Consider the following 25,561-nt stretch of genomic DNA (forward strand, 5'->3'; position numbering starts at 1 on the left):
GCGGCCGAGCTGCGACGCCTGGAGCCACTAACTGCGACGGGCGATGTGGTAGCTATAGAGCGCTGCAATTGCGACCGGCAGCAGCAGCGCGGCGATCGTCGCTGCGGCAAGCGCTGGACCGGTGCTCATGACGAGGGCCAGCAGCGCCAGGGTGATACCGGCGCAGACCATCAGCAGGCCCGCAAGCCGGTGCGTTGCCCGCCAGTTGGCGTTATCGGCGAGCGTCCACGGCAGCCGAATGCCGGCAAGGCCGTTCGGCTGCGATTTCGGCAGGACGTTGCCGACGACGATCGACAGAAGTCCGAGGCCGAAGGCGATCACGCGCGTCATCGAGAGGTCGCCGCCAAGCCCGATCAGCACGATCACAGTTTGAATGGCGGCAAAGAGCGCGAGGATCGCCGGGAGGGTGACTTCGGCGATATGCCGGCCCGCCTGAAGCTCGGCCTGTGGTGCGAACCGACCGACGACGAACGAGAATGCGGCAAGCACGGCGACCGCCACAGGCGCCAGCGCTAGCGCCCGGTTACGCGGCCAGAAGGCATCGGCCGTGCCGTCAACACCCCAATGGATCGGAAGCAGCGCCTCGGCGGGGATTGCGAGATAGCCGACGAGCGTCGCGGAAAAAAGTATGCCGCCAGCGACCAGCGCGATCGGGGAACGCAAAAGCAAGGTCATGGTGCTTGATCCCTTGTGCTGAGGAGACCGCCGAGCGCCTCTTCGAGAATGGACATGTTGAGGTGGTAGATGAGGCTCGTGCCGCGCCGCTCGACCGCGACGAGTTCTGCCTCGCGCAGCTTGTTGAAATGCACGGAAAGCGTCGGCTTGGTCAGGTCGAAATGCTCGGCGAGTTCGCCGGCGCTCATCGGCCCGGCCTTCAACAGTGCCAGGATCTGCCGCCGCACGGGATGAGAAAGCGCCTCGAAAACCCTGTTGATCCGCATCGTCTCCGCTCGCTTGTTGTCTCAATATTTAGACAAACATCTAATTAGAGTCAAAGCGAAATAGTGCCGAACTGCGTCTCAAGCCAGGAAGCGAAAATGCCCAGCGCCGAAGGCGCCGGGCAGCATTGGTTGCGGGAATTGGCTGGTGTCCGTCAGCGCGCCTCCGCCGGGCGGCGCCACTGCGGCACGCGGCCGATGGTGATGAAGCGCAGGATCCATTCGAGCGGGCCATAGGCGAAACGGGCCATCCACCAGTGGCTGATGAAGAGCTGGGCGGCAAAGATCGCAAGCGCGATCAGCACGCTTGCCAAAGGCGCGACCTGGCCGATGAGACCAAGGCCGTAACCATGGAAGATCAGCGCCGCGATCAGCGACTGCAGCAGATAGTTGGACAGCGCCATGCGGCCGGCAGGCGCCAGCAGGTTGCGCAGGCTGTGGCCGGTTTCGGATCCGAAGAGCAGCATCATGGCGCCGACATAGGCGCCGGTGAGAAGCGGGCCGGTGGCGAGCCCGATCGAAAGCGCGATGACCGCGATTGGCGATTCGGGCATCTCGACGCTGACATAGGCATAGATGACGGCGCCAGGCAGGCCGATCCAGAGACCGGTACGAACGAGGCGCTGGAACAACGCCGTGTTCTCCTCCGGCCGCGCCAAGGTCTTGCGACGCCCGGCGATCAGGCCGAGCAGGAACATCGCCAGCGCGCACGGCGCTTGCAGCAGGACGAGGATGATCCAGACCGAGTTGAGCTCCGTAAGGTGCTGACCGATGACGGCTTGCCAGTCGCCTTGGAAGGCAAGCTCGGCCGCCTCCGCGGCGGAAAGAATGGCAGACCGATCGAGCGGTACCGGATCCAGCGTGATGAGGATGCCGAGTGTGCCCCAGACCACTGCAAGGATAAGGACCAGCCATTTCGCCAGGCGGAAGAGGGCCCCATCGCTGCGGTTTTTGAGCATCAGGAGGACGATGCCAAGCACCGCGTAGGTGGTGAGAATATCGCCATGGAAAAGCAGGACCGCATGGGCAAGCCCGATCAGCCAGAGGCCCATCTGTCGGCGCAGGAGCCTGGGAACGAAGGCCTCGCCGGATTTTTCCGCCGAACGCATCTGCAGGGTGAAGCTGTAGCCGAACAGGAACGAGAAGAGCAGGTAGAATTTCATTTCGAAGAACAGGGCGATCACGAAATGCACGCTGCGATCGAGGATGCCGCCGAAGGCGGGGTCGGAAATTTCCAGCCCGTAGAAGGCGGAGGCGAAGGCCATGATGTTGACAAGGAGGATGCCGAGCAAGGCAAAGCCACGCAATGCATCGACGTCGTCGATGCGGTCTGGGGTACTCATTCGTGTTCTCCGTTACGGGAGGCGCTATAAATTTGCGCCGTAACCGATTGAAAAAGTTTGCTTTCAGGAAGCTGCGACCATGTGCCTGATCCCCGCCGATCTTGGTGCGCGAGAGCATTCGTTCATCGCCGATGCTCGTAGCATTTAATAAATAGACTAATCTATCTAATAATTGGCATGAACATACGTCAAGAGGGCCGCGCGATGTTGCTGCGGCCTCGTTCATGATGCGTGAAGAGGGTGTTTAGCCTTTGTGGGGAGCGTTTTGCCGAAGCCAGGCAATCTGGCGACGAGCGCGCAGCAGGGCCGTAAGCGCAGCCCCAGTCGAGATCGCAAGGAGCGCGATCCACAGCAGTTCGCCATCGCCGAGCCAGAGGCCTTCGAAGGCGGACACCACGGCGGCCAGCGTCATCGTCGCCATGCGGTGTTGTTTGGCCATCGGGCCGGAGAAATCGCCCGGCGCGCCATTGGCACGGCCGAGCTCGCGCACGTAGGCGGTCAGCACGCCGAAGGTGGCCGCGGCAAAACCGAGAGCCGGCACGCCGATGGCAAATCCGGCGCCGACGAAGATGAAGATGTCGGCGATGCGATCGGGAAACTCGTTCCAGAAGGGACCATCGGCCTCGCCCTTGCCACCCTCGACGGCGACCATGCCATCGAAAAGGTTGCAGAGCAGGCGCAACTGGCAGAAGAGCGCGGCGGCGATGAACAGGCTCGCCCTTACGCCGTCCTCGCTTTCGCCCGTGAGCCAGAAGGAAAGGCCGGCAAGGGCGGCCGCCAGCATGCTTGCCTGCGAGATCCGGTTTGGCGTGAGGTTCATCGATGCCAGGCGGCGCGCAGTGGCCTGCGCCCAGCGGGTGTTGCGGCTTGCGAGCGGCCTGCGGTCACCGGTCTCGGTCATGTTCGCCTCGGCTGATGGAATAGTTGTAGATGGCGGCGTAGGTGGTCGAAACCGTGAGCGGCAGCGCAATCGTTTTCAGGATCTCGGGCGTGCCGCTGGCGGCATGGATCGCGACCAGAATTGCAGACGAGCCGAGGCACGCGAAGAGCGGTGGCAGAACCAGGCGCCTGGCGCCGTTGAACCGCCTGGAAAGCGCATCGATCGCCGTCTTGAGGTAGAGGGTAAGCAGCGCCGAAAGCGTTCCCTGGACGAGGCCGGCAACAAGCGGCTTGGGCATGGGGTGATGGCGGTTGGCGAAAAGCGCCCAGCCGCCCATGGCGAAAAAGGCGAAGGCCACATGTACGACCCCGCTTGATGCCAGCCCCTTCAGTTTCGCGCTCATGTCAGCGACCACCAGTAGCGCGTCAGGTGGAAGAAGATCGGCGCGGAGAAGACGACGGAATCGAGCCGGTCGATCAGCCCGCCATGGCCTTCGATCAGATGGCCCCAGTCCTTGACGCCGCGGTCCCGCTTGATCGCCGACATCACGAGCCCGCCGAAGAATCCCATCAGGGTTATGATGAGCGACATCAACGCGGCTTGCGCCGGGGTGAACGGGGTAATCCACCAGAGCGAGGCGCCGATCAGCGTTGCGCTCGCAACGCCGCCGACGAAACCCTCGACCGTTTTCGACGGCGAAAGGGTTGGCGCGATCTTGGTTTTGCCGAAGAGCTTGCCCCAGACATATTGCAGCACGTCGCTCGACTGAACGACGATGACGAGGAAGGCGATGAGAAGCACGTTGCGTCCCTCATAGCCCGGAATCTGCAGCGTTAGCAGCGCCGGCACGTGCGAGGCGCAGAAGACGCAGATCATCAACGCCCATTGCACCTCGGAGATCCGGACCAGGAAGTCGCGCGTGTCGCCGCGAAGAACCGCAACGATCGGCATCAGCAGGAAGGCGTAGACCGGCACGAAGATCGAATAGATGCCGTATTGCTCGGCCCAGAGCAGGAAGTAGTTGATCGGCAGGACGACGAAGAAGGCGCCTGCGATCGCCCAGTGGTCGCCGCGCCGCGTGTTGATGAGCGTGATGAACTCGCGCAGCGCCGCAAACGAGCAGAAGGCAAAGAGCAGGAGCACGCCGACCCGTCCGGCAACGAAGGCGATGGCGATCAGCACTACCATTGCCCACCACGCCTTGATGCGGGCGTTGAGGTTCTCGATCGAGCCGTTCGACCCGTCAGGCGACAGCTTCTGCTTGAGCATGTAGCCGACGCTTGACGCCAGCACGAGAACGCCGCCGACGCCGAAGAGCAGCTTGAGCATGTCCAGGCTGGCCGCGCTCATGCGCCGTCATCCGTCGATGAAGGCGCGAGCGAAAGCAGGGCGGTCTCGGCGCGAGCGATGAACTCTTCCTTCGTCTCCTGCGCCTTGAGGCGCATCGGTTCGCCGAAATTGACGGTGCAGATGAGCGGGATCGGCACGAACTCCCCCTTGGGCATGACGCGGTTGAGATTGTTGATCCAGACGGGAACCAGCGCCACGTCCGGGCGCTTGCAGGCGAGGTGATAGAGCCCGCTCTTGAACGGCAGCAGTCGCGCTTCGGTCTGGTTGCGCGTTCCCTCGGGAAAGAGAATGAGCGACGATCCGTCGTTGAGCACGGCCGTCATCTGCTCGACCGGGTCCTGCGTGCGCGCATCCGGGTCGCGCTCGATCAGCACCGCGTCGAAGACGTCGCGGCCGATGAAGGTCGAAAGCTTCGATTTCAGCCAGTATTCGGCACCTGCGACCGGCCGCGCGCGTTCCCTGAGCCAGGGCGGCAAGACCGCCCAGATCAGCACGAAATCGCCGTGGCTGGAGTGGTTGGCGAAATAGATGCTCTGCTTCGGCGGCAGGCCGGTCTCATGCCAGAGGGCGCGCGCCGCCGTCAGCGCCCGCGCAAACATCATGATGGCGATGGAAGCCAGCTTGGCCATCATCTCGCGCATCATGTGGGTTTGTGCCCGGTTGGGAGCCGAGTCAGTGTGCCGAAGCGCCCCTTGGCGTGACTCGGCCGTGCCCGGATGCGTTTCTTGTCTTGCGACTCAATAATCAAATGCTGCCCCTCAGCCTGCTGCCCGGCATAACTCCAGGCTGCAATGACGAATTTTACGCAATTGTGACGGCTTCTCAAGCGGTTGAAATCATGCGCAACATGATAACGCGCAGACCATGCCGGATATTCGTTCGCCGACACCATGACGGAGAAACCATTGCGGCGGCACGTCGCAGCCGTGGGCCTCCGTTCGCGTTGACCATCCGCAACTTAGCCGCTAGCTTGCGGCTTCCAGTAAGGGGAGCGTCGTCCAATGCGCCAGTAATGCCCGGTGAAAACCGAATCGCCTCAACTTCGCTTGCGAAGAAGATGGACGATGGCATTGCTGCGATCCGCATCGACGGACGAACGCTAGGGCATTTCTGCCTGCGATCTCCATTCGCCTTCGTGAGCGGTCACATCAGGACAAGTTCCAGGGACCGAACATGCAAGACATTTCCTCCTCCAATCTCGATATCATCGATCACAATCGCCAGGCGTGGGACAGGCAGGCAAGCCAGGACTGCGAATGGTCCCGCCCGGTCACACGCGAGATGATCGCCGACGCCCGCAAAGGGCAGTGGCAGGCGCGGCTGACGCCCGGCGATCTGCCTGAGGGCTGGTTGCCCGACGTCAAGGGCAAGAAGATCCTCTGCCTGGCGTCCGCCGGCGGGCAGCAGGCGCCGACCCTGGCCGCCGCCGGTGCGGACGTTACGGTCTTCGACCTCTCCGAGGGACAGCTCGAACAGGATCGGCGCGTCGCCGAACGCGAAGGGCTTTCGCTTTTGACCGTGCAGGGCGACATGCGGGACCTCGCGACCTTTGCGGACGAAACCTTCGACATCGTCTTTCATCCGATCTCGAACCTCTATGTTCCCGACATCCAGCCGGTCTGGCGGGAGTGCCACCGGGTGCTGAAGACCGGCGGTCGGCTGCTTTCGAGCTTCTACAATCCGATCGTTTTCGTCGGCGACCGCGATCCGGCCCATGCGGAAAAGGGCCTTATCCGCCCGGCTTACCGGCTCCCCTTTGCCGAGGTGGAGCATCTCGCGCCCGATGTCGTGCAGGCCAAGGTCGATCGGGGCGAGGCCCTGGTCTTCGGACACAGCCTTTCTGCGCAGATCGAGGGGCAGCTGAAGGTCGGTTTCCTGTTGGCCGGCTTTCACGAGGATTGGCAGCCGTCGGCTCGTTTCCTGATCGACAGGTTCGTGCCGACTTTCATCGCCACCTTTGCCATCAAGAGCGATCTTCATCCCTGATGCGGCAGGCCCGGCGCTCTGTTCGGGCCCGCAAGCTCGCACGCAACGAGGGCAGTCGCAGCGGCCGGAAGGCGCTGCGGTTGCCGATCCCGGCTTCCGCACCGCCTTTTTTAACTCGCGTTACTGTTACGTACTCGCCAACGCATCGGTTTCGTACTTTCCTGTCGTCAGCGAAACTGGAAAGGGGTCAATCCATATGCGCTTCATCGCTTTGTTGTTCGTGCCTTTGGCGGTTGCCGTGCTGGGGCTTTCGGGTTGTGCCTCGACGTCCTCGACCAATACATCCTACACGCAGCCCCAGACGTTCGCCCCCGGTCTCGGTGCGGGGAACACGGCGAACGCCACGACGGCGCCGGGCTACTACTGACCTTCCGGCGGTTCGTCTCCCGCTGACAGGCATAATCCGCGGCGGGCGCAGCCGGCCGCGGACGGCTCACTTTGCGGCAACGGCCCGAACCCGGATGGCCGATCCGGCCCCTGGCGGTGACCCGGCTTGCATTCGCCGGCCAAAAGTTGCAAACAGCGGCGAACCATCAGGGAACACGCCATGAGCCTCTCCAAGCGCACCACCCGCCCGCTCGATCACCTCGTGCTGCCGGTGGATACGCTTACCCAGGCGCGGCGTCGGCTTTCCAATCTCGGCTTCACCGTCGCCGACGATGCCCGCCATCCGTTCGGCACCGAAAATGCCTGCGTCTTCTTTGCCGACGGCACCTATCTCGAACCGCTAGCCATAGCGTCCCGCGAGGAGTGCGAGGCGGCGGCACTCGACGGCAACGCCTTTGTGGCGCGTGATCAGGCGTTTCGTTTCCGCCAGGGACCGGAAGGCCTCTCGGCGCTGGTCTTCGGCACCGAGGATGCGGCGAGCGACCACATTCGTTTTAGGGCGCGGGGCATCTCCGGCGGTGACATGCTGGAGTTTTCCCGGCCGATGAAGTTGCCGGATGGCCGCGAAGGACTGGGCTCGTTCCGTCTTGCCTTTGCGGCCGACCTGCGCGCGCCGGATCTCTTTCTTTTCAGCTGTCAGCGCGTTCGCGCACTCCCCACCGATCGGGCGGCGCTGGAGCGACACGACAACGGCGTGATCGGCATAAGCGAAGTGGTGCTGTCGGAAGCCAATCCGACTGATTTCCAGTATCTGCTGCAGGAAGCGGTCGATGAGCGCGAGGTTTCGGCGCATTCCTTCGGCATGGATGTCGCGACCACCAACGCCAAGATCTCGGTGCTGAACGCCGCCGGCATGGAAGCCTTCTTCGGTCGCTCGGTGCGCGGTGCCGAACGGGGCCTTCGCGGACGGGCGGTCGTCTTCCGTGTTGCCGATCTCGAGGCAACGCGGGCGCTCTTTGCCGAGAACGATATCGAATTTGCAGAAATGGGCGGGCGCCTCATTGTCCCCGAAATGCCGGGGCAAGGGGTGATCTTCGCGTTTGGAGCTTGATGATGAAAACCAATGCCAGAGTCGTTGTCGGTGAGGGCGCCCGTCAGGTCGCCTTCGCACAGACCGAGAAGTTGTCGCTGATCGCCGGCCCCTGCCAGATGGAGAGCCGTGAACACGCCTTCATGATGGCGGGCGCGCTCTCAGAACTCTGCAACAAGCTCGGCCTCGGCCTCGTCTACAAGTCCTCCTTCGACAAGGCCAACCGCACCTCCCTTTCGGGCAAGCGTGGCATCGGTCTCGACAAGGCGATGGAAATCTTCGCCGACCTGAAAAGGGAATTCGGCTTTCCGGTTCTGACCGACGTGCACACCGAAGAGCAATGTGCTCTGGTCGCGCCGACGGTCGATATCCTGCAGATCCCGGCCTTCCTGTCGCGCCAGACCGATCTTCTGGTCGCAGCCGCCAAGACCGGCCGCGCGATCAACGTCAAGAAGGGCCAGTTCCTGGCGCCCTGGGATATGAAGAACGTGTTGGCGAAGTTCACCGAGAGCGGCAACCCCAATGTCATGCTCTGCGAGCGTGGCGCTTCCTTCGGCTACAACACGCTGGTCTCCGACATGCGCTCGCTGCCGATCATGGCTTCGCTCGGCGCGCCGGTCGTCTTTGATGCGACCCATTCGGTTCAGCAGCCGGGCGGGCAGGGCGGCTCTTCGGGCGGTCAACGAGAATTTGTCGAGACCCTGGCGCGTGCGGCCGTGGCGGTTGGCGTCGCAGGTGTGTTTGTCGAGACGCACGAAGACCCGGACAACGCACCCTCGGACGGCCCGAACATGGTGCATCTGAAGGATATGCCGAGGCTGCTCGAAAAGCTGCTGGCTTTCGACGCGATCGCCAAGGGCTGAGACCCGCGCGACGCTTCGTGAAATTTTCATGAACCGCAATGGCGCGGTTGTTTTTGCATATTGCGCGCCATTGTAATTTCGAGGCCTTGGCGTATGACAGGCCCCGACCACCCACCGTCCTCAACAGGGAAGAGATCATGACTGCAATCATCGACATCATCGGCCGAGAAATTCTGGACAGCCGCGGCAACCCGACCGTCGAGGTCGACGTGTACCTGGAAGACGGAAGCTTCGGCCGCGCGGCAGTCCCGTCGGGCGCCTCGACCGGTGCCCATGAGGCTGTTGAGCTGCGCGATGGTGGTACGCGTTACCTCGGCAAGGGCGTTGAACGTGCCGTCGAAGCCGTCAACGGCGAGATCTTCGAAGCGATCGGCGGTCTCGATGCCGAGAACCAGATCCAGATCGACAAGACCATGATCGAGCTCGACGGCACGGCGAACAAGTCGCGCCTCGGCGCCAACGCCATTCTCGGCGTTTCGCTTGCCGTTTCCAAGGCTGCCGCCGAAGCTGCCGGCCTGCCGCTCTACCGTTACGTCGGTGGTCCGAACGCCCACGTGCTCCCGGTTCCGATGATGAACATCATCAACGGTGGCGCGCACGCCGACAACCCGATCGACTTCCAGGAGTTCATGATCGTTCCGGTTGGCGCCGACACGATGCGTGATGCTGTTCGCATGGGCTCGGAAGTGTTCCACACGCTGAAGAAGCAGCTTGCAGCCGACGGCCACAACACCAATGTCGGCGACGAAGGCGGCTTCGCGCCGGGTCTCGCTTCGGCCCCGGCAGCGCTCGACTTCATCATGAAGTCGATCGAGAAGGCTGGCTACAAGCCGGGCGAAGACATGTTCATCGCGCTCGATTGCGCAGCGACCGAATTCTTCAAGGACGGCAAGTACGTACTCGAAGGCGAAGGCCGCACGCTGGAGCCGGGCGCAATGGCTGAATATCTTGCCGAACTCGCCGCCAAGTACCCGATCTTCTCGATCGAAGACGGCATGGCCGAAGACGACTGGGACGGCTGGAAGGCTGTGACCGATCTCATCGGCAACAAGTGCCAGCTCGTCGGGGACGACCTGTTCGTCACCAACTCGGCCCGCCTGCGCGACGGCATCAAGATGGGTGTCGCCAACTCGATCCTCGTCAAGGTCAACCAGATCGGCTCGCTGTCGGAAACGCTCGACGCCGTCGAGACCGCACACAAGGCGCGCTACACCGCCGTCATGTCGCACCGTTCGGGCGAAACCGAAGATGCGACGATCGCCGATCTCGCGGTTGCCACCAACTGCGGCCAGATCAAGACCGGCTCGCTTGCCCGTTCGGACCGGCTCGCAAAGTACAACCAGCTGATCCGCATCGAAGAGCAGCTTGGCCCGCAGGCCAAGTACGCCGGCCGTTCGATCCTGCGCGGTTGATCGCCGCCTGATTTTTGTCTGAAAACTGAGCCCGCCCACACAGCCCCGTGTGGGCGGGTTTCTATTTTCCTGCCGTTCATGGTCAACGGTCGGTTAATCAATCGACGCTAATCTGATTGCCGTACTGCGTATCAGGGCGGGAATGCATGTGGACACGGCATCATAAGAAACGGAAACTGGGTCGGCTGGTGATGCCGCTGATCGCGGTCGCCTTTCTCTCCTACTTCGGCTATCATTCCATTCACGGCGGCTATGGCCTGAAGGCGACCGAGCAATTCGATCGTCAGATCGTCGAGCGGCAGGCGCGGCTGGATAAGCTCACGAAGCAGCGAATGATCCTCGAAAAGGAGGTTCAGCTGATGAGTGATGGGTCGCTGGAACGGGACATGCTGGATGAAAAGGCTCGCCTCGCGCTGAACATGTCGCGAAGTGACGAGATCGTTATTTTTCACCGTGCCGCAAATTAACCAGAATTCAGTTAATTGAAATTTGTAAAGCAAAATCAATTATTTGCGTGGAATGTGAGCCATGCAAATATGGCATTGCTGTGTCTGCTTTCTTTCCCTATGGTAACCGCAAAAGGCTAACCATTGGGAGGAACGAATGGCTCCGCGAAAATCCGCGTCCGTTTCCAGCCGCAAGAGTGCCGCAAAGCCGGCGAAGAAAGACTTCAACGGCGGCACGTTCGCCGACTTCTCCAAACAGGAAGATCTGAGTGCCTACCGCGAGATGCTGCTGATCCGGCGTTTCGAGGAAAAGGCCGGCCAGCTCTATGGCATGGGCTTCATCGGCGGCTTCTGTCACCTCTACATCGGCCAGGAAGCCGTTGTCGTCGGCATGCAGATGGCGCTGAAGGAAGGCGACCAGGTCATCACCGCCTACCGTGATCATGGCCACATGCTGGCCTGCGGCATGAGCGCCCGCGGCGTCATGGCCGAACTCACCGGTCGTCGCAGCGGCCTTTCCAAGGGGAAGGGCGGCTCGATGCACATGTTCTCCAAGGAAAAGCACTTCTATGGCGGCCACGGCATCGTCGGCGCCCAGGTGTCGCTCGGCACCGGTCTTGCCTTTGCCAACCGCTATCGCGGAAACGACAATGTGTCCGTTGCCTATTTCGGTGACGGCGCTGCCAACCAGGGCCAGGTCTACGAAAGCTTCAACATGGCGCAGCTCTGGAAGCTGCCGGTGATCTACGTGATCGAGAACAACCGCTACGCCATGGGTACTTCCGTTTCGCGGGCTTCGGCACAGACCGACTTCTCGCAGCGCGGCGTCTCCTTCAACATTCCGGGCTTCCAGGTCGACGGCATGGACGTGCGCGCGGTCAAGGCCGCTGGCGACGAGGCGGTCGAGCATTGCCGCTCGGGCAAGGGTCCGATCATCCTTGAGATGCAGACCTATCGCTACCGCGGTCACTCGATGTCCGATCCGGCGAAGTACCGCTCGAAGGACGAAGTGCAGAAGATGCGCTCGGAGCATGACCCGATCGAGCAGGTGAAGGCGCGTCTGACCGAAAAGGGTTGGGCGAACGAGGATGAGCTGAAGCAGATCGACAAGGAAGTCCGTGACATCGTTGCCGACAGCGCCGATTTTGCCCAGGCCGATCCGGAGCCGGATGCATCCGAGCTCTACACCGACATCCTGCTTTGATCCGGGGAGGGACAAACATGCCAGTAGAAATTCTTATGCCCGCCCTTTCCCCGACCATGGAGGAAGGCACGCTCTCGAAATGGCTGAAGAACGAGGGGGACAAGGTGTCCTCCGGCGACGTCATTGCCGAAATCGAGACCGATAAGGCAACGATGGAAGTCGAAGCCGTCGATGAAGGCACGATCGGCAAGCTCTTGATTGCCGCCGGCACCGAAGGCGTCAAGGTCAATACCCCGATCGCCGTGCTGCTGCAAGACGGCGAAGGCGCTGGCGACATCGCCGCTCCGAAGGCCGAAGCGCCGAAGGCAGCCGCTGCCGAAGCGCCGGCCGCTTCCGCGCCGGCTCCGGTTGCAGCCCAGCCGAAGGTCGAAGTCGCTGCTGATCCGGCGATCCCTGCCGGCACCGAAATGGTGACGATGACCGTTCGCGAAGCACTTCGCGACGCCATGGCCGAAGAAATGCGCGCAAGCGACGACGTCTTCGTCATGGGTGAAGAAGTCGCCGAATATCAGGGCGCCTACAAGATTACCCAGGGCCTGCTGCAGGAATTCGGCGCCCGCCGTGTCATCGATACCCCGATCACTGAGCACGGCTTTGCCGGCGTCGGCGTCGGCGCTGCCATGACCGGCCTTCGTCCGATCGTCGAGTTCATGACCTTCAACTTCGCCATGCAGGCGATCGACCAGATCATCAACTCCGCTGCCAAGACACTCTATATGTCCGGCGGCCAGATGGGCGCGCCGATCGTCTTCCGTGGCCCGAGCGGTGCCGCTGCCCGCGTGGCCGCCCAGCACTCGCAGTGCTACGCCGCCTGGTACAGCCATATCCCGGGCCTCAAGGTCGTCATGCCCTACACGGCTGCCGACGCCAAGGGCCTGCTCAAGGCTGCGATCCGCGACCCGAACCCGGTCATCTTCCTCGAAAACGAAATCCTCTACGGTCACTCCTTCGAAGTGCCGAAGCTTGACGATTTCGTGCTGCCGATCGGCAAGGCCCGTATCCACAAGATCGGCAAGGACGCAACGATCGTTTCCTTCGGTATCGGCATGACCTACGCCGTCAAGGCGGTTGCCGAACTCGAAGCCCAAGGCATCGATGTCGAACTGATCGACCTGCGCACCATCCGTCCGATGGACCTGCCGACGGTCATCGAATCCGTCAAGAAGACCGGCCGTCTGGTCACCGTCGAAGAAGGCTATCCGCAGTCTTCCGTCGGCACCGAGATCGCAACCCGCGTCATGCAGCAGGCCTTCGACTACCTTGACGCCCCGATCCTGACGATCGCCGGCAAGGATGTGCCGATGCCTTACGCCGCGAACCTCGAGAAGCTCGCGCTTCCGAACGTCGCAGAGGTTGTCGATGCGGTGAAAGCCGTTTGCTACAAATAAGGGGAGGGCCCTTCGATGCCTATCAACATCACAATGCCTGCCCTCTCCCCGACGATGGAAGAAGGCAATCTGGCCAAGTGGCTCGTCAAGGAAGGCGACAAGGTCAAGTCCGGTGACGTGATTGCCGAGATCGAGACCGACAAGGCGACGATGGAAGTCGAAGCCGTCGACGAAGGCACCGTTGCCAAGATCGTCGTTCCCGCCGGCACCGATGGCGTCAAGGTCAATGCGCTGATCGCCGTTCTCGCCGCCGATGGCGAGGATGTCGCCGCCGCCGCCAAGGGCGGCAACGGCGCGGCAGCACCGGCACCCGCCGCCAAGGCCGAAGCGCCTGCACCGGCAGCGCCGAGCGCTCCGGCTGCGGCTCCTGCCGCTGCACCGGCAGCAGCCCAGCCGGCCAGGGCCGAGGGCGGCGCACGCGTCTTCTCCTCGCCGCTCGCACGCCGTCTGGCAAAGGACACGGGCATTGACCTGTCGGCAGTTGCCGGCACCGGTCCTCATGGCCGCGTCGTCAAGAAGGACGTCGAAGCCGCCGTCTCCGGTGGCGCTGCCAAGCCCGCCGCCGCACCGGCCGCCGGCGCTGCTGCTCCTGCAGCCGCACCGCTTGCCAAGGGCATGTCGGAAGACGCCGTTCTCAAGCTGTTCGAGCCGGGTTCCTACGAACTCGTGCCGCATGACGGCATGCGCAAGACGATCGCCAAGCGTCTCGTCGAATCCAAGCAGACGATCCCGCACTTCTACGTGTCGGTGGACTGCGAACTCGACGCGTTGCTGGCACTGCGTGCGCAGCTCAACGCAGCGGCTCCCGAGCAGGGTGGCAAGCCGGTCTACAAGCTCTCCGTCAACGACATGGTCATCAAGGCCCTGGCGCTGGCACTGCGCGATGTTCCGAACGCGAATGTCTCGTGGACCGAGAGCAACATGGTCAAGCACAAGCACGCCGACGTCGGCGTTGCCGTGTCGATCCCGGGCGGCCTGATCACCCCGATCATCCGCCAGGCGGAACTGAAGAGCCTGTCGGCCATCTCCAACGAGATGAAGGACCTCGGCCAGCGTGCCAAGGACCGCAAGCTAAAGCCCGAAGAATACCAGGGCGGCACGACTGCCGTCTCCAACATGGGCATGATGGGCGTCAAGAACTTCGCCGCCGTCGTCAACCCGCCGCATGCCACGATCCTCGCGGTCGGCGCCGGCGAGGAGCGCGTCGTCGTCAAGAACAAGCAGATGGTCATCGCCAACGTCATGACCGTCACGCTTTCGACCGACCATCGCTGCGTCGATGGCGCGCTCGGTGCCGAACTGCTCGGTGCCTTCAAGCGCTACATCGAAAACCCGATGGGCATGCTGGTCTGAGTTGGATGAGGGCCGGCCTTCGGGCCGGTCCGTTCCTTTTCGCGCAGTCGAAGGCGGGCCCGGACGATGAAAACAGTTCTCTGCTATGGCGACAGTCTGACCTGGGGCTATGATGCCACGGATGGCGGTCGACATGCGCTTGCCGATCGCTGGCCGAGTGTCTTGCAGAAGGCGCTGGGGCCGGACGTCCAGGTCATCGCCGAGGGGCTGAACGGCCGCACGACCGCCTACGACGATCACCTCGCCGATTGCGACCGCAATGGTGCGAAGGTGCTGCCGACGCTGCTGCACAGCCACGCGCCGCTCGATCTCATCATTCTTCTTCTCGGCGCAAATGACATGAAGCCGGTGATCCACGGAACCGCCTTCGGCGCCGTGAAGGGCGTCGAGCGGCTGGTCAATCTGGTGCGCCGTCACGATTGGCCGGTTGAGAGTGAGGACGGCCCGGAGATCCTGATCGTGTCGCCGCCGGTGCTTTGCGAAACTGCCGACGCCGGCTTTGCCGCAATGTTCGCAGGCGGCATCGAGCAGTCTTCGATGCTGGCGCCCCTTTATCGCGATCTCGCCGACGAACTCGATTGCGGCTTCTTCGATGCCGGATCAGTGGCGGTGACGACGCCGCTCGATGGCGTGCATCTCGATGCGGAAAACACGCGTGCGATTGGCCGGGGTCTGGAACCGGTCGTGCGGATGATGCTCGGGGTCTGAGAATGGTCGGGGGCGTCACCATACGTCCGGCCGAAAGACGTGAGGCGGCGGAACTCGCCATCCTCGTCGATATCGCCGCGCATGGCTTTGCCACCTGGCTCTGGTACGGCGCCGTCCAGCATGGGGTGACGGATACGGCTTTTGAGCGCGGGCGCAACAAGCTGCGCGAAGAGCCGGGTCCGGGGAACTGGCGTGATGCGCTGGTTGCCGAGGTCGATGACGAGGTTGCCGGACTGTCGCTCGGCTATGGGGTCGGGCCGGAAGCGGCTGAGATTGTTGCCGGGCACCCGGTTCTCGAGCCCCTGCTGGCGCTGCAGCGGCAGATCGTCGGCCACTGGTTCATAGAGAGCCTGGGCGTCTATCGCCATCAGCGCGGCCGGGGGATCGGCAAGGCGCTTCTGGCAAAGGAATTCGAACGCGCCGGATCGGCGCCGGTGAGCCTGATCACCGAGAGCCACAACGGCAGGGCTCAGGCACTATACAGGGCAAACGGTTTCGGCGAGGCAGCGCGCGCCGAGGCGGTTCCGCTCTTTGAGGAAAGCAAGAAACACGACTGGGTGCTCTTCACCCGCAAAGTCGCTTGAGACAAAGGCAGGAAACACATGGCTGAGAATTACGACGTCATCGTCATCGGTTCGGGTCCGGGGGGCTATATCGCCGCCATTCGTGCGGCACAGTTGGGTCTCAAGACCGCGGTCGTCGAGCGCGAGCATCTGGCCGGCATCTGCTCCAACTGGGGCTGCATCCCGACCAAGGCGCTGCTGCGCTCCGCCGAAGTTCTGCACTACGCCCAGCACCCGGGCAGCTATGGCATCAAGATCGAAGGCACGGTGACGCCGGACCTGAAGGCGATCGTTGCACGCTCGCGCGGCATTGCCGAGCGCATGAATGGCGGCGTCGGCTTCCTGATGAAGAAGAACAAGGTCGATGTGATCTGGGGTGAAGCCAAGCTCACGAAGCCCGGCGAAATCGTCGTCGGCAAGTCGACGAAGCCGGTCGTCCAGCCGCAGGCGCCGCTGCCGAAGAACACCAAGGGCGAGGGCACCTACACCGCCAAGCATATCATCATCGCGACCGGCGCCCGCCCACGCGCGCTGCCGGGTATCGAGCCCGATGGCAAGCTGATCTGGACCTACTTCGAGGCGATGAAGCCTGAGGAAATGCCGAAGTCGCTGCTGGTCATGGGCTCGGGCGCGATCGGCATCGAATTCGCCTCCTTCTACCGCACCATGGGTGTGGACGTGACGGTCGTCGAAGTGATGCCGAACGTGATGCCGGTCGAAGATGCCGAGATTTCGAACATCGCCAAGAAGCAGTTCGAAAAGCAAGGCATGAAGATCCATCTCCAGGCCAAGGTGACGAAGGTCGAGAAGGCTGCCAACTCGATCACCGCCCATGTCGAGATGAAGGACGGCAAGGTCGAGAAGATCACCGCTGACCGCATGATCTCGGCCGTCGGCGTTCAGGGCAACATCGAGAACCTCGGCCTCGAAACGCTCGGGGTCAAGACCGACCGCGGCTGCATCGTCATCGACGGCTACGGCAAGACCAACGTTCCCGGCGTCTACGCCATCGGCGACGTCGCCGGACCGCCGATGCTCGCACACAAGGCCGAGCATGAGGCCGTCATCTGCGTCGAAAAGATCGCTGGCCTGCCGAACGTCCACCCGATGGACAAGCTGAAGATCCCGGGCTGCACCTATTGCCACCCGCAGGTCGCCTCCGTCGGCCTTACGGAAGCCAAGGCCAAGGAACTCGGACGCGACATCCGCGTCGGCCGTTTCCCCTTCGTGGCCAACGGCAAGGCGATCGCGCTCGGCGAGGACCAGGGCATGGTCAAGACGATCTTCGACAAGAAGACCGGCGAACTCTTGGGCGCCCACATGGTCGGTGCGGAAGTCACCGAACTGATCCAGGGCTTCGTCGTCGCGATGAACCTCGAGACGACCGAAGAAGATCTGATGCACACGATCTTCCCGCATCCGACGATCTCCGAGACGATGAAGGAAAGCGTGCTCGACGCCTACGGCCGCGCGCTCAACGCCTGATGGTTTCGGCGCCGGCGTTTTTGGTGTAGCTTTGGCATTGATAATGGGCGCATTTTCAATGCACGGAGACCAAAATGAGCGTGAACGGCGTCGGTATTTTGGCTGCGATCATCGTCGGCGGTTTGGCTGGGTGGCTCGCGGAGAAGTTCATGGGCAGCAGCATGGGGCTGATCATGAACATAGTGCTCGGCATCATCGGTGCGGTGGTGCTGAATTTCGTCCTGGCGGCCTTCGGCATGGCCTATGCCGGCTGGGTCGCCTACCTGATCATCGGCTTCATCGGCGCATGCCTGTTGATCGCCGCTGGTCGGGTCGTAAAACGATAGTCTGCCGGGCCTTCTGTGCTTCCGTCGGGCTTCGAAAATAGACGGCCTGACATTTCTGGTCGGGCCGTCTATATAGAGCGAAAATGGGTCATCCGGCCTGATGCCGAACCCGCCGCGACGAGGAAGACAGTATGGTAACGGTGTTCGATGCCGTCTCTGACCGGGCGCAACGCGTCCGCCACCCGGAAAAGGCCCACAAGCCCGACACGGAAGTGATGCGCAAGCCGGAGTGGATCCGCGTCAAGGCGCCGATGTCCAAGGGCTACCAGGAGACGCGCGAGTTGGTGCGTTCGCACAAGCTCGTGACCGTGTGCGAGGAAGCCGGTTGCCCGAACATCGGCGAATGCTGGGACAAGAAGCACGCCACCTTCATGATCATGGGCGAGATCTGTACCCGCGCCTGCGCCTTCTGCAATGTCGCGACCGGGAAGCCGAATGCGCTCGACATGGAAGAGCCGGCCAACATCGCCAAGGCCGTCAAGCAGATGGGCCTCAGCCACGTCGTCATCACTTCGGTCGACCGTGACGATCTGGAAGATGGCGGCGCCGAACATTTCGAGAAGGTCATCTGGGCGATCCGCGAGGCCTCGCCGACGACGACCATCGAGATCCTGACGCCGGACTTCCTGAAGAAGCCGGGCGCTCTGGAGCGCGTCGTTGCCGCCAAGCCCGACGTCTTCAACCACAATATGGAAACGGTTCCCGGCAACTACCTGACGGTCCGCCCCGGTGCGCGCTACTTCCACTCCGTCCGCCTGCTGCAGCGCGTGAAGGAACTGGACCCGACCATGTTCACCAAGTCCGGCATCATGGTCGGCCTCGGCGAAGAGCGCAACGAAGTGCTGCAGTTGATGGACGACCTGAGGACCGCCGATGTCGACTTCCTGACGATCGGCCAATATCTGCAGCCGACGCGCAAGCACCACAAGGTCGAAGCGTTCGTCACGCCCGAGGAGTTCAAGTCCTACGAGACCGTCGCCTACACCAAGGGCTTCCTGATGGTGTCGTCGAGCCCGCTGACGCGCTCGTCGCACCACGCCGGCGACGACTTTGCGCGGCTGCGTGCAGCCCGCGAAAAGAAGCTGGCGGCCGTGGCAGGCTGACGGCTCGGCTGCTCAAAAAAGACCGAAACTCCGGCCCCGCGCCGGAGTTTCGTATTGGGTTTCGTTGTTCCCGAGTTCCGCGGGAGTTTCCATGGACCTGCTGTCAAAACCGGCAATCGTCAACTATGTCGACGATGCCGTTGCCGCCGACCATATTCGCAGTGCCAGGCGTATCCTCGTTGTCGGGTGCTCCGGCGGCGGCAAGTCGATGCTTTCACAGAAGCTCGCCCGTCAGTTCCAGTTCACCTACATCTCGATCGATCGCGATATCCGGTGGTTGCCGGGTTGGGCAGAGCGTGACCGGGCGGAGCAGCGCCAGCGCATTGTCGAGAGGATCGCCGCCGATCGCTGGGTCATGGATGGCACCGGTCCGTCCACATTCGATATCCGGGTGCCGAGGAGCGACATCGTGATCTGGGTGCGTATGCCGCGGCTTGTCTGCATATGGGGCGTCGTCACCCGCTGGCTGAAACATTTCGGCCGCACCCGCCCGGAGATGGCGCCGGGCTGCATCGAAAAGGTCGATTGGGATTTCCTTCAGTTCATCTGGACGTTTGAGCAGAAGTTTACGCCGCACATCGTCGCAGGTCTGGCGAAGCACGGCCCTAACGTGCCAGTTCTGCAGTTGAAATCGCGGCGCCAGATGCGCAGGCTCCTTGATCTTCTCGGTTCTCCCGCTTAACTCCCCTCTATGCCGCATTTCGAAACCAACCACGTCGTCAAGCACACCGCAGACCAGATGTTCGACCTCGTTGCCGACGTCGAGCAGTATCCGCAGTTCCTGCCGCTCTGTGAGGCGCTGACGGTGCGCTCGCGCAAGGAGCGCGATGGCAAAGTGCTGCTGCTTGCCGATATGACCGTCGGTTACAAGGCGATCCGCGAGACCTTCACGACGCAGGTGCTGCTGAACAAGGCAGAGCGGACGATCGACGTCAAATACATCGACGGGCCGTTCAAATATCTCGACAACCGCTGGCACTTCGAGCCTTCGGGCGAGGGGCAGTCGATCGTGCACTTCGACATCGACTACGAGTTCAAGAGCCGCATCCTCGGGGCCTTGATGGGCTCGATGTTCGACCGTGCCTTCCGCATGTTCTCCGACGCCTTCGAAAAGCGCGCCGACAGCATCTATTCGGCCTGAGCGATCTGCGTGAGCAGATCGAGTGCGGTGCGGATGGTCGCAAGCCTTATGTTGCTGCGGCCGATATCGCCGTAGCGCATCTCGCGATGCAGCAGCGCGCCGTTTCGCCCTGCCGCAGCGAGATGCACAAGGCCGACAGGCTTTTCAGCCGAACCACCGCTCGGCCCGGCGATGCCGGTGACGGCAACGGCGAAGTCAGCCGCCGAATGCGCGATTGCGCCCTGTGCCATCTCGATCGCCGTCTGCCGCGAGACGGCACCGTGGGCGACGAGCGTCGCCGTCTCGACGCCGAGCATTGCGACCTTTGCCTCATTGGAATAGGTGACGAAGCCGCGGTCGAGGACTGCCGACGAACCGGAGATCTCGGTCAGCGCACCGGCGATCAGGCCACCAGTGCAGGATTCGGCGGTCGCGACCTTGCGGCCATTTGCCGTGAACTGCGCGATGATCTCACCGGCTTTGACTTCGATGTCGGCGGACCACATCACGAAAGGTTCCCATAGACGACCGTCGCCGTGGCGATCGCGGCGATGCCTTCGTCGCGGCCGACGAAACCAAGGCGTTCGTTGGTCGTTGCCTTGACCGAGCACCGGTCGAGTGAAATCCCCAGCATGTCCGAGAGATTTTCGCGCATCGTCAGGCGGTGCGGCCCGACCTTCGGCGCTTCGGCGATCAGCGAAACGTCTGCATTGGTGATGATGCCGCCGCGCTCGCGCACGATTTTGGCCGCGTGCTCCAGGAAAATGCGAGACGGCGCGCCCTTCCATTGCGGATCGGACGGCGGGAAATGATCGCCGATGTCGCCGGCGCCACAGGTGGCGAGCAGCGCGTCGGTGAGCGCATGCAGCGCCACGTCGGCATCGGAATGGCCGGAAAGTTTCTTGGTGTGCGCAATGAAGACGCCACAGAGCGTGACGCCGTCGCCCTCGACGAGCTGGTGCACGTCGTAGCCGTTTCCGGTGCGCACATCGGGCAGGGCAATCCGATTGAGTTTCTCGTCGGCCATGGCGATATCCCTTTTCAGCGTAAGCTTGACGTTGTCGACGGCGCCTTCGACGAGCACGACCTTGAGGCCGGTCCATTCAGCGATCGACGCGTCGTCGGTAAAATCCGTGCGGCCGCTTCTCGCCGCCTCCCGGTGAGCGGCAAGAATGGCCTGGAGATCGAATGTCTGTGGCGTCTGTGCGCCGTAGAGGCCGTCGCGCGGCACGGTTTCCGTGACCATGCCATCCTTGCCGGCACGCTTCAGCGTGTCTGCGACGGCGACCGCCGGCAGTACGGCCCTGACGTCCTCACTCAATGCCGCAGCGCACCGCGACAGCAGCGCGTGATCGGCAAAGGGGCGCACCGCATCGTGGATCATCACGCGGCGCGCGCCGATGTCGGCCAGGGCTTCGAGGCCGGCGAGCACCGATATCTGCCGGGTCGCGCCACCGTGGACGATGATCACGTCGCTGGCCACGGAGCGCTTGCATGCAGCGTCGAACAACGCCTCGTCGTCCGGATGGATGACGACGACGATCGGACCGGCGCCCGGCCATGTCGCGAAAGTGTCAAGCGTATGGGCGATAACGGGGCGGTCGCCGATGGTTCGGTACTGCTTCGGGCCCTCGGCGGATTGCCCGGCGCGTTCGCCGCGTCCTGCCGCGACGATAACCACGCCGCACTTGAACTGTTCTTGAGGCTGCATTTTCTGTATGAGGTCCCGCATTCGCCGATCTTCGCCGTGATGTACCGCGAAGGGTCGTGCTTTGCCAGCTGAGCTTAGAATTTTGCGCGCCGCGCCGAAATCGCTTGGCAAGTCCGAGAACAGTGTCTAAAAATAGTGCAGGAACAACATGTGCCTGAAAGATATGCATTTGCCAATTCCGGCTCTTTCGTCTCCGCTTCGCATCGGATCCATCGAAATCCGCAACCGAGTTGCGCTCGCGCCTATGTCCGGCGTCACCGATCTCCCATTCCGGCGGCTTGCCTGGCGCTTCGGTGCGGGTTTCGTCGTGACCGAAATGGTGGCTAGCCGTGAACTGGTCGGCAATGCCCAGGAATCCTGGGCGCGGCTGAAGAACTCCGGGATCGAGCCGCACATCGTCCAGCTTGCGGGCCGTGAGGCCCACTGGATGGCGGAGGCCGCGAAGATCGCTGCCGACAATGGCGCCGACATCATCGACATCAATATGGGCTGCCCGGCAAAGAAGGTGACGGGCGGTTATTCCGGTTCGGCCCTGATGCGCGACCCCGATCACGCGTTGTCGTTGGTCGAGGCGACCGTCAACGCCGTCGATGTGCCCGTTACGCTGAAGATGCGGCTCGGCTGGGATGAAAACTCGATCAATGCGCCGCTGATTGCCAAGCGCGCCGAAGAGGCGGGCGTGAAGGCAATTACCGTGCACGGCCGCACGCGCATGCAGTTCTACAACGGCAAGGCGGATTGGGATGCGATCCGATTGGTCCGCGAGGTCGTCACCGTGCCGCTGGTCGCCAATGGTGACGTGGAGACGGTCGCCGATGCAGAAGAGATTCTCCGCCGATCGGGCGCGGACGCCGTCATGGCCGGCCGGTCCTCGCAGGGGCGCCCGTGGCACGTCGGGCTTCTCGCCGGGGCGGTCACGCATCCGTCAGCGGCGGAGGTCGCCGATATCTTTGCGGAGCACTACGAGATGATGCTCGAGTTCTATGGCGTTGAGGTCGGCCTCCGGCATGCCCGCAAGCATGTCGCCTGGTATCTCGATCGCGCCGCCCCTGACCTTGCGGGCCCGGAAAAGGCCGCAATCCTGACATCGACCGATGCCCGTTTCGTCCGTGACAGGGCCCGTGCGGCGATGCTCGACGCCACCTCGAGTAAGCCGGAAGGCGAGGCGGTAGCAGAAGGAATTGCCGCATGACCGAGAAACCGAGCATGCCGGATGCCGTCGCCAACGGTCTGTCGATGGCGGTTCTGAACGCCATCCAGAACCCGGTGATCATGGTGGACGCCAAGGGTCTCGTCGCCTTTGCCAACTGGGAGGCCGAATCGTTTTTCGGCGCCAGCGCCAACCACCTGGCGCGCCATGACATCAGCGCCTTCATTCCCTTTGGTAGTCCGCTGCTGACGCTGATCGAGCAGGTGCGCGAGCGCAAGGCGCCGGTCAACGAGTATCGCGTCGACCTGAGTTCGCCGCGCCTTGGGGCGGACAAGCTGGTCGATCTCTATGTCGCCCCTGTACTGTCCGAGCCGGGTGCGGTCGTCGTCGTCTTCCAGGAGCGTTCGATGGCCGACAAGATCGACCGGCAGCTGACGCATCGCGGTGCTGCCCGTTCGGTGACCGGTCTCGCCTCGATGCTGGCGCATGAAATCAAGAACCCGCTCTCGGGCATCCGAGGTGCTGCGCAACTGCTGGAGACCTCCGCCAACGACGAGGACCGCGCGCTGACGCGACTGATCTGCGACGAGACCGACCGCATCGTTTCGCTGGTCGATCGCATGGAGGTGTTTTCCGACGAGCGCCCCGTCGATCGCGTGCCGCTGAACATCCATTCGGTGCTCGACCACGTGAAGGCGATCGCCAAGGCCGGCTTCGCCCGCCACATCAAGTTCGCGGAGCACTACGATCCGTCGCTGCCGCCCGTCTATGCCAACCGCGATCAGCTGGTTCAGGTGTTCCTGAACCTGATCAAGAATGCGGCCGAAGCGATCGGCGAACGCCACGACGGCGAAATCCTGCTGACGACCGCCTACCGGCCGGGCATTCGCCTGTCGGTTGCCGGGACGCGCGAGAAGATCTCGCTGCCGCTGGAATTCTGCGTGCACGACAATGGCCCAGGCGTCCCTCAGGACCTGCTGCCGCTCTTGTTTGACCCCTTCATCACCACCAAGACCAATGGTTCAGGCCTGGGTCTCGCTCTGGTTGCCAAGATCATCGGCGGCCATGGCGGGATCGTCGAATGCGACAGCCAGCAGAACCGCACCACCTTCCGCGTGCTGATGCCTGCCTCCAAGGGCCAGGCCGCGGATGACGACGACATGCCGATGACAAAAGGAAACCTTGCATGACCGGTGCCACGATCCTCGTCGCGGATGACGACGCCGCCATTCGCACCGTGCTGAACCAGGCGCTGAGCCGCGCCGGCTACGATGTCCGCATCACCTCCAACGCGGCGACGCTGTGGCGCTGGATTGCGGCGGGCGATGGCGATCTGGTCGTGACCGACGTGGTGATGCCGGACGAAAACGCCTTCGATCTTCTCCCGCGCATCAAGAAGGCGCGCCCCGACCTGCCGGTGCTGGTCATGAGCGCCCAGAACACATTCATGACGGCGATCAAGGCCTCGGAGAAGGGCGCCTACGACTATCTGCCGAAGCCTTTCGACCTGACCGAGTTGATCGGCATCATCGGCCGGGCGCTGTCGGAGCCGAAGCGCCGGCCGGCAAAGCTCGACGACGACACCCAGGACGGCATGCCGCTGGTCGGCCGCTCGGCTGCGATGCAGGAAATCTACCGGGTGCTGGCGCGCCTGATGCAGACCGACCTGACCCTGATGATCACCGGCGAGTCCGGCACCGGAAAGGAGCTTGTTGCCCGCGCGCTGCACGACTATGGCAAGCGCCGCAACGGTCCGTTTGTCGCGATCAACATGGCGGCGATCCCGCGCGACCTGATCGAATCGGAACTGTTCGGCCACGAGAAGGGCGCGTTTACCGGCGCGCAGATGCGCTCGACCGGGCGTTTCGAGCAGGCCGAAGGCGGAACGCTCTTCCTCGACGAAATCGGCGACATGCCGATGGACGCGCAGACGCGTCTTCTACGGGTCTTGCAGCAGGGGGAATATACGACCGTCGGCGGACGCACGCCGATCCGCTCCGACGTGCGTATTGTCGCGGCAACCAACAAGGACCTGAAGCAGTCGATCAATCAGGGCCTGTTCCGCGAAGACCTCTACTATCGTCTGAACGTCGTGCCGCTGCGGTTGCCGCCGCTGCGCGACCGTGCCGAGGACATTCCGGACCTCGTGCGCCACTTCGTCCAGCAAGCGGAAAAGGAAGGCTTGGACGTCAAGCGCTTCGACCATGAGGCGCTGGAGCTGATGAAGGCGCACCCCTGGCCAGGCAACGTTCGCGAGCTGGAGAACCTGGTGCGGCGCCTGACGGCACTTTATCCACAGGATGTCATCAGCCGCGAGATCATCGAAAACGAGCTTCGCTCCGAGATCCCGGATAGCCCAATCGAGAAGGCGGCGGCGCGTCCGGGCTCGCTGACGATTTCGCAGGCGGTCGAAGAAAATATGCGCCAGTATTTCGCAAGCTTTGGCGAGGCCTTGCCTCCGGCCGGCCTTTACGACCGGGTACTTGCGGAAATGGAGTATCCGCTGATCCTCGCAGCGCTCACCGCCACCCGCGGCAACCAGATCAAGGCGGCCGATCTGCTCGGACTCAACCGCAACACGCTGCGCAAGAAGATCCGTGAGCTCGGTGTTTCGGTCTATCGCAGCTCACGCAGCGCTTGACTTGGCCGCACCCACCGTTGCATTTTCGCCACAATGCGTTGCTTGAACGGATAACGGCCGCCGAATCGCGCGTCGTTGCCGTCCTGTTCAATCGATTTGACCCAATCGATTGACGGGGGGCCGCGCGGCAGCCCATCTGGGTGGTGAGGTCAACCTTTGACCCGAGAATGCAAG

General features: G+C 62.8%; 27 protein-coding genes. 18 read left to right on the forward strand and 9 right to left on the reverse strand.

Features of this window, described 5'->3' with window-relative positions; genetic code table 11:
* Window positions 1-27 precede the first annotated feature (27 nt).
* The 7 genes from ASD63_RS26725 to ASD63_RS26755 form a co-directional block, all read right to left on the reverse strand.
* Window positions 28-675: an SdpI family protein gene (locus ASD63_RS26725; RefSeq protein WP_034795869.1), complete on the reverse strand. Its 648-nt coding sequence runs from the start codon at window positions 673-675 to the stop codon at window positions 28-30.
* Window positions 672-941 carry an autorepressor SdpR family transcription factor gene (locus ASD63_RS26730; protein ID WP_197067148.1) on the reverse strand — a complete coding sequence of 90 codons (270 nt, stop codon included), beginning with the start codon at window positions 939-941 and terminating at the stop codon, window positions 672-674. Before ASD63_RS26730 ends, ASD63_RS26725 begins: the two co-directional genes overlap by 4 nt.
* A 152-nt stretch (window positions 942-1,093) precedes the next feature.
* Window positions 1,094-2,281, reverse strand: coding sequence for a DUF418 domain-containing protein (locus ASD63_RS26735; RefSeq protein WP_034795866.1), 1,188 nt, complete (start codon window positions 2,279-2,281; stop codon window positions 1,094-1,096).
* A 244-nt stretch (window positions 2,282-2,525) separates the two neighbouring features.
* A complete protein-coding gene (locus ASD63_RS26740; RefSeq protein WP_034795863.1) occupies window positions 2,526-3,182 on the reverse strand; it encodes a CDP-alcohol phosphatidyltransferase family protein in 657 nt (218 codons plus the stop codon).
* Window positions 3,166-3,564, reverse strand: a complete 399-nt coding sequence (locus tag ASD63_RS26745) for a hypothetical protein (RefSeq protein ID WP_034795860.1) — start codon at window positions 3,562-3,564, stop codon at window positions 3,166-3,168. Before ASD63_RS26745 ends, ASD63_RS26740 begins: the two co-directional genes overlap by 17 nt.
* Window positions 3,561-4,511, reverse strand: coding sequence for a phosphatidate cytidylyltransferase (locus tag ASD63_RS26750; RefSeq protein WP_034795857.1), 951 nt, complete (start codon window positions 4,509-4,511; stop codon window positions 3,561-3,563). The genes ASD63_RS26745 and ASD63_RS26750 overlap by 4 nt, the downstream gene beginning before the upstream one ends.
* Window positions 4,508-5,152 carry a lysophospholipid acyltransferase family protein gene (locus tag ASD63_RS26755; protein WP_034796029.1) on the reverse strand — a complete coding sequence of 215 codons (645 nt, stop codon included), beginning with the start codon at window positions 5,150-5,152 and terminating at the stop codon, window positions 4,508-4,510. The genes ASD63_RS26750 and ASD63_RS26755 overlap by 4 nt, the downstream gene beginning before the upstream one ends.
* 532 nt (window positions 5,153-5,684) lie before the next feature.
* Here ASD63_RS26755 and ASD63_RS26760 point away from each other — a divergent pair.
* From ASD63_RS26760 to ASD63_RS26830, 15 genes are all read left to right on the forward strand, one after another.
* Complete coding sequence (locus tag ASD63_RS26760; RefSeq protein ID WP_034795853.1) at window positions 5,685-6,497, forward strand: class I SAM-dependent methyltransferase; 813 nt, start codon at window positions 5,685-5,687, stop codon at window positions 6,495-6,497.
* 547 nt (window positions 6,498-7,044) lie between these two features.
* Complete coding sequence (locus ASD63_RS26765; RefSeq protein WP_034795850.1) at window positions 7,045-7,935, forward strand: VOC family protein; 891 nt, start codon at window positions 7,045-7,047, stop codon at window positions 7,933-7,935.
* Window positions 7,935-8,777: a 3-deoxy-8-phosphooctulonate synthase gene (kdsA, locus tag ASD63_RS26770; protein WP_034795847.1), complete on the forward strand. Its 843-nt coding sequence runs from the start codon at window positions 7,935-7,937 to the stop codon at window positions 8,775-8,777. The genes ASD63_RS26765 and kdsA overlap by 1 nt, the downstream gene beginning before the upstream one ends.
* 137 nt (window positions 8,778-8,914) lie before the next feature.
* Entirely contained in the window at window positions 8,915-10,189 is a 1,275-nt protein-coding gene (gene eno / locus ASD63_RS26775) for a phosphopyruvate hydratase (protein ID WP_060530020.1), read from the forward strand.
* Between the two features lie 146 nt (window positions 10,190-10,335).
* Window positions 10,336-10,656: a septum formation initiator family protein gene (locus ASD63_RS26780; RefSeq protein WP_034795840.1), complete on the forward strand. Its 321-nt coding sequence runs from the start codon at window positions 10,336-10,338 to the stop codon at window positions 10,654-10,656.
* A gap of 136 nt (window positions 10,657-10,792) precedes the next feature.
* Window positions 10,793-11,839: a pyruvate dehydrogenase (acetyl-transferring) E1 component subunit alpha gene (gene pdhA, locus ASD63_RS26785; RefSeq protein WP_034795824.1), complete on the forward strand. Its 1,047-nt coding sequence runs from the start codon at window positions 10,793-10,795 to the stop codon at window positions 11,837-11,839.
* Window positions 11,840-11,856: 17 nt separating this feature from the next.
* Window positions 11,857-13,227 carry a pyruvate dehydrogenase complex E1 component subunit beta gene (locus tag ASD63_RS26790; RefSeq protein ID WP_034795821.1) on the forward strand — a complete coding sequence of 457 codons (1,371 nt, stop codon included), beginning with the start codon at window positions 11,857-11,859 and terminating at the stop codon, window positions 13,225-13,227.
* A 15-nt stretch (window positions 13,228-13,242) separates the two neighbouring features.
* Complete coding sequence (locus ASD63_RS26795; RefSeq protein WP_034795817.1) at window positions 13,243-14,580, forward strand: pyruvate dehydrogenase complex dihydrolipoamide acetyltransferase; 1,338 nt, start codon at window positions 13,243-13,245, stop codon at window positions 14,578-14,580.
* A 66-nt stretch (window positions 14,581-14,646) separates the two neighbouring features.
* On the forward strand, window positions 14,647-15,288 hold the full coding sequence (locus tag ASD63_RS26800) for an SGNH/GDSL hydrolase family protein (RefSeq protein ID WP_034795815.1): 642 nt from the start codon (window positions 14,647-14,649) through the stop codon (window positions 15,286-15,288).
* 2 nt (window positions 15,289-15,290) lie between these two features.
* A complete protein-coding gene (locus ASD63_RS26805; protein ID WP_034795811.1) occupies window positions 15,291-15,872 on the forward strand; it encodes an N-acetyltransferase in 582 nt (193 codons plus the stop codon).
* 18 nt (window positions 15,873-15,890) lie between these two features.
* Window positions 15,891-17,336, forward strand: a complete 1,446-nt coding sequence (lpdA, locus tag ASD63_RS26810; protein WP_034795808.1) for a dihydrolipoyl dehydrogenase — start codon at window positions 15,891-15,893, stop codon at window positions 17,334-17,336.
* Between the two features lie 74 nt (window positions 17,337-17,410).
* Window positions 17,411-17,662: a GlsB/YeaQ/YmgE family stress response membrane protein gene (locus ASD63_RS26815; protein ID WP_034795805.1), complete on the forward strand. Its 252-nt coding sequence runs from the start codon at window positions 17,411-17,413 to the stop codon at window positions 17,660-17,662.
* 131 nt (window positions 17,663-17,793) lie between these two features.
* Window positions 17,794-18,765 (forward strand): lipoyl synthase, encoded by a 972-nt coding sequence (lipA, locus tag ASD63_RS26820; RefSeq protein ID WP_034795803.1) that lies wholly within the window; start codon window positions 17,794-17,796, stop codon window positions 18,763-18,765.
* A 91-nt stretch (window positions 18,766-18,856) separates the two neighbouring features.
* On the forward strand, window positions 18,857-19,447 hold the full coding sequence (locus ASD63_RS26825) for an ATPase AAA (protein ID WP_034795798.1): 591 nt from the start codon (window positions 18,857-18,859) through the stop codon (window positions 19,445-19,447).
* A 9-nt stretch (window positions 19,448-19,456) separates the two neighbouring features.
* Window positions 19,457-19,906 (forward strand): type II toxin-antitoxin system RatA family toxin, encoded by a 450-nt coding sequence (locus tag ASD63_RS26830; protein WP_034795795.1) that lies wholly within the window; start codon window positions 19,457-19,459, stop codon window positions 19,904-19,906.
* Here ASD63_RS26830 and ASD63_RS26835 read toward each other — a convergent pair.
* Window positions 19,894-20,391 carry a CinA family protein gene (locus tag ASD63_RS26835; RefSeq protein WP_034795789.1) on the reverse strand — a complete coding sequence of 166 codons (498 nt, stop codon included), beginning with the start codon at window positions 20,389-20,391 and terminating at the stop codon, window positions 19,894-19,896. The two genes, ASD63_RS26830 and ASD63_RS26835, sit on opposite strands and share 13 nt — an antisense overlap.
* Window positions 20,391-21,596 carry a bifunctional 2-C-methyl-D-erythritol 4-phosphate cytidylyltransferase/2-C-methyl-D-erythritol 2,4-cyclodiphosphate synthase gene (locus ASD63_RS26840; protein ID WP_177235725.1) on the reverse strand — a complete coding sequence of 402 codons (1,206 nt, stop codon included), beginning with the start codon at window positions 21,594-21,596 and terminating at the stop codon, window positions 20,391-20,393. The genes ASD63_RS26835 and ASD63_RS26840 overlap by 1 nt, the downstream gene beginning before the upstream one ends.
* A gap of 148 nt (window positions 21,597-21,744) precedes the next feature.
* Between ASD63_RS26840 and dusB the strand changes: the two genes are divergently transcribed.
* From dusB to ntrC, 3 genes are read left to right on the forward strand one after another with little or no spacing between them, the layout of a single operon-like run.
* Window positions 21,745-22,788, forward strand: coding sequence for a tRNA dihydrouridine synthase DusB (gene dusB, locus ASD63_RS26845; protein ID WP_034795782.1), 1,044 nt, complete (start codon window positions 21,745-21,747; stop codon window positions 22,786-22,788).
* Window positions 22,785-23,936 (forward strand): nitrogen regulation protein NR(II), encoded by a 1,152-nt coding sequence (locus tag ASD63_RS26850; RefSeq protein ID WP_034795779.1) that lies wholly within the window; start codon window positions 22,785-22,787, stop codon window positions 23,934-23,936. The genes dusB and ASD63_RS26850 overlap by 4 nt, the downstream gene beginning before the upstream one ends.
* Entirely contained in the window at window positions 23,933-25,387 is a 1,455-nt protein-coding gene (ntrC, locus tag ASD63_RS26855; RefSeq protein ID WP_034795776.1) for a nitrogen regulation protein NR(I), read from the forward strand. The genes ASD63_RS26850 and ntrC overlap by 4 nt, the downstream gene beginning before the upstream one ends.
* Window positions 25,388-25,561 lie beyond the last annotated feature (174 nt).

This window comes from Ensifer sp. Root558 (assembly GCF_001427045.1).
In the GTDB taxonomy this organism is placed as follows: domain Bacteria; phylum Pseudomonadota; class Alphaproteobacteria; order Rhizobiales; family Rhizobiaceae; genus Ensifer; species Ensifer adhaerens.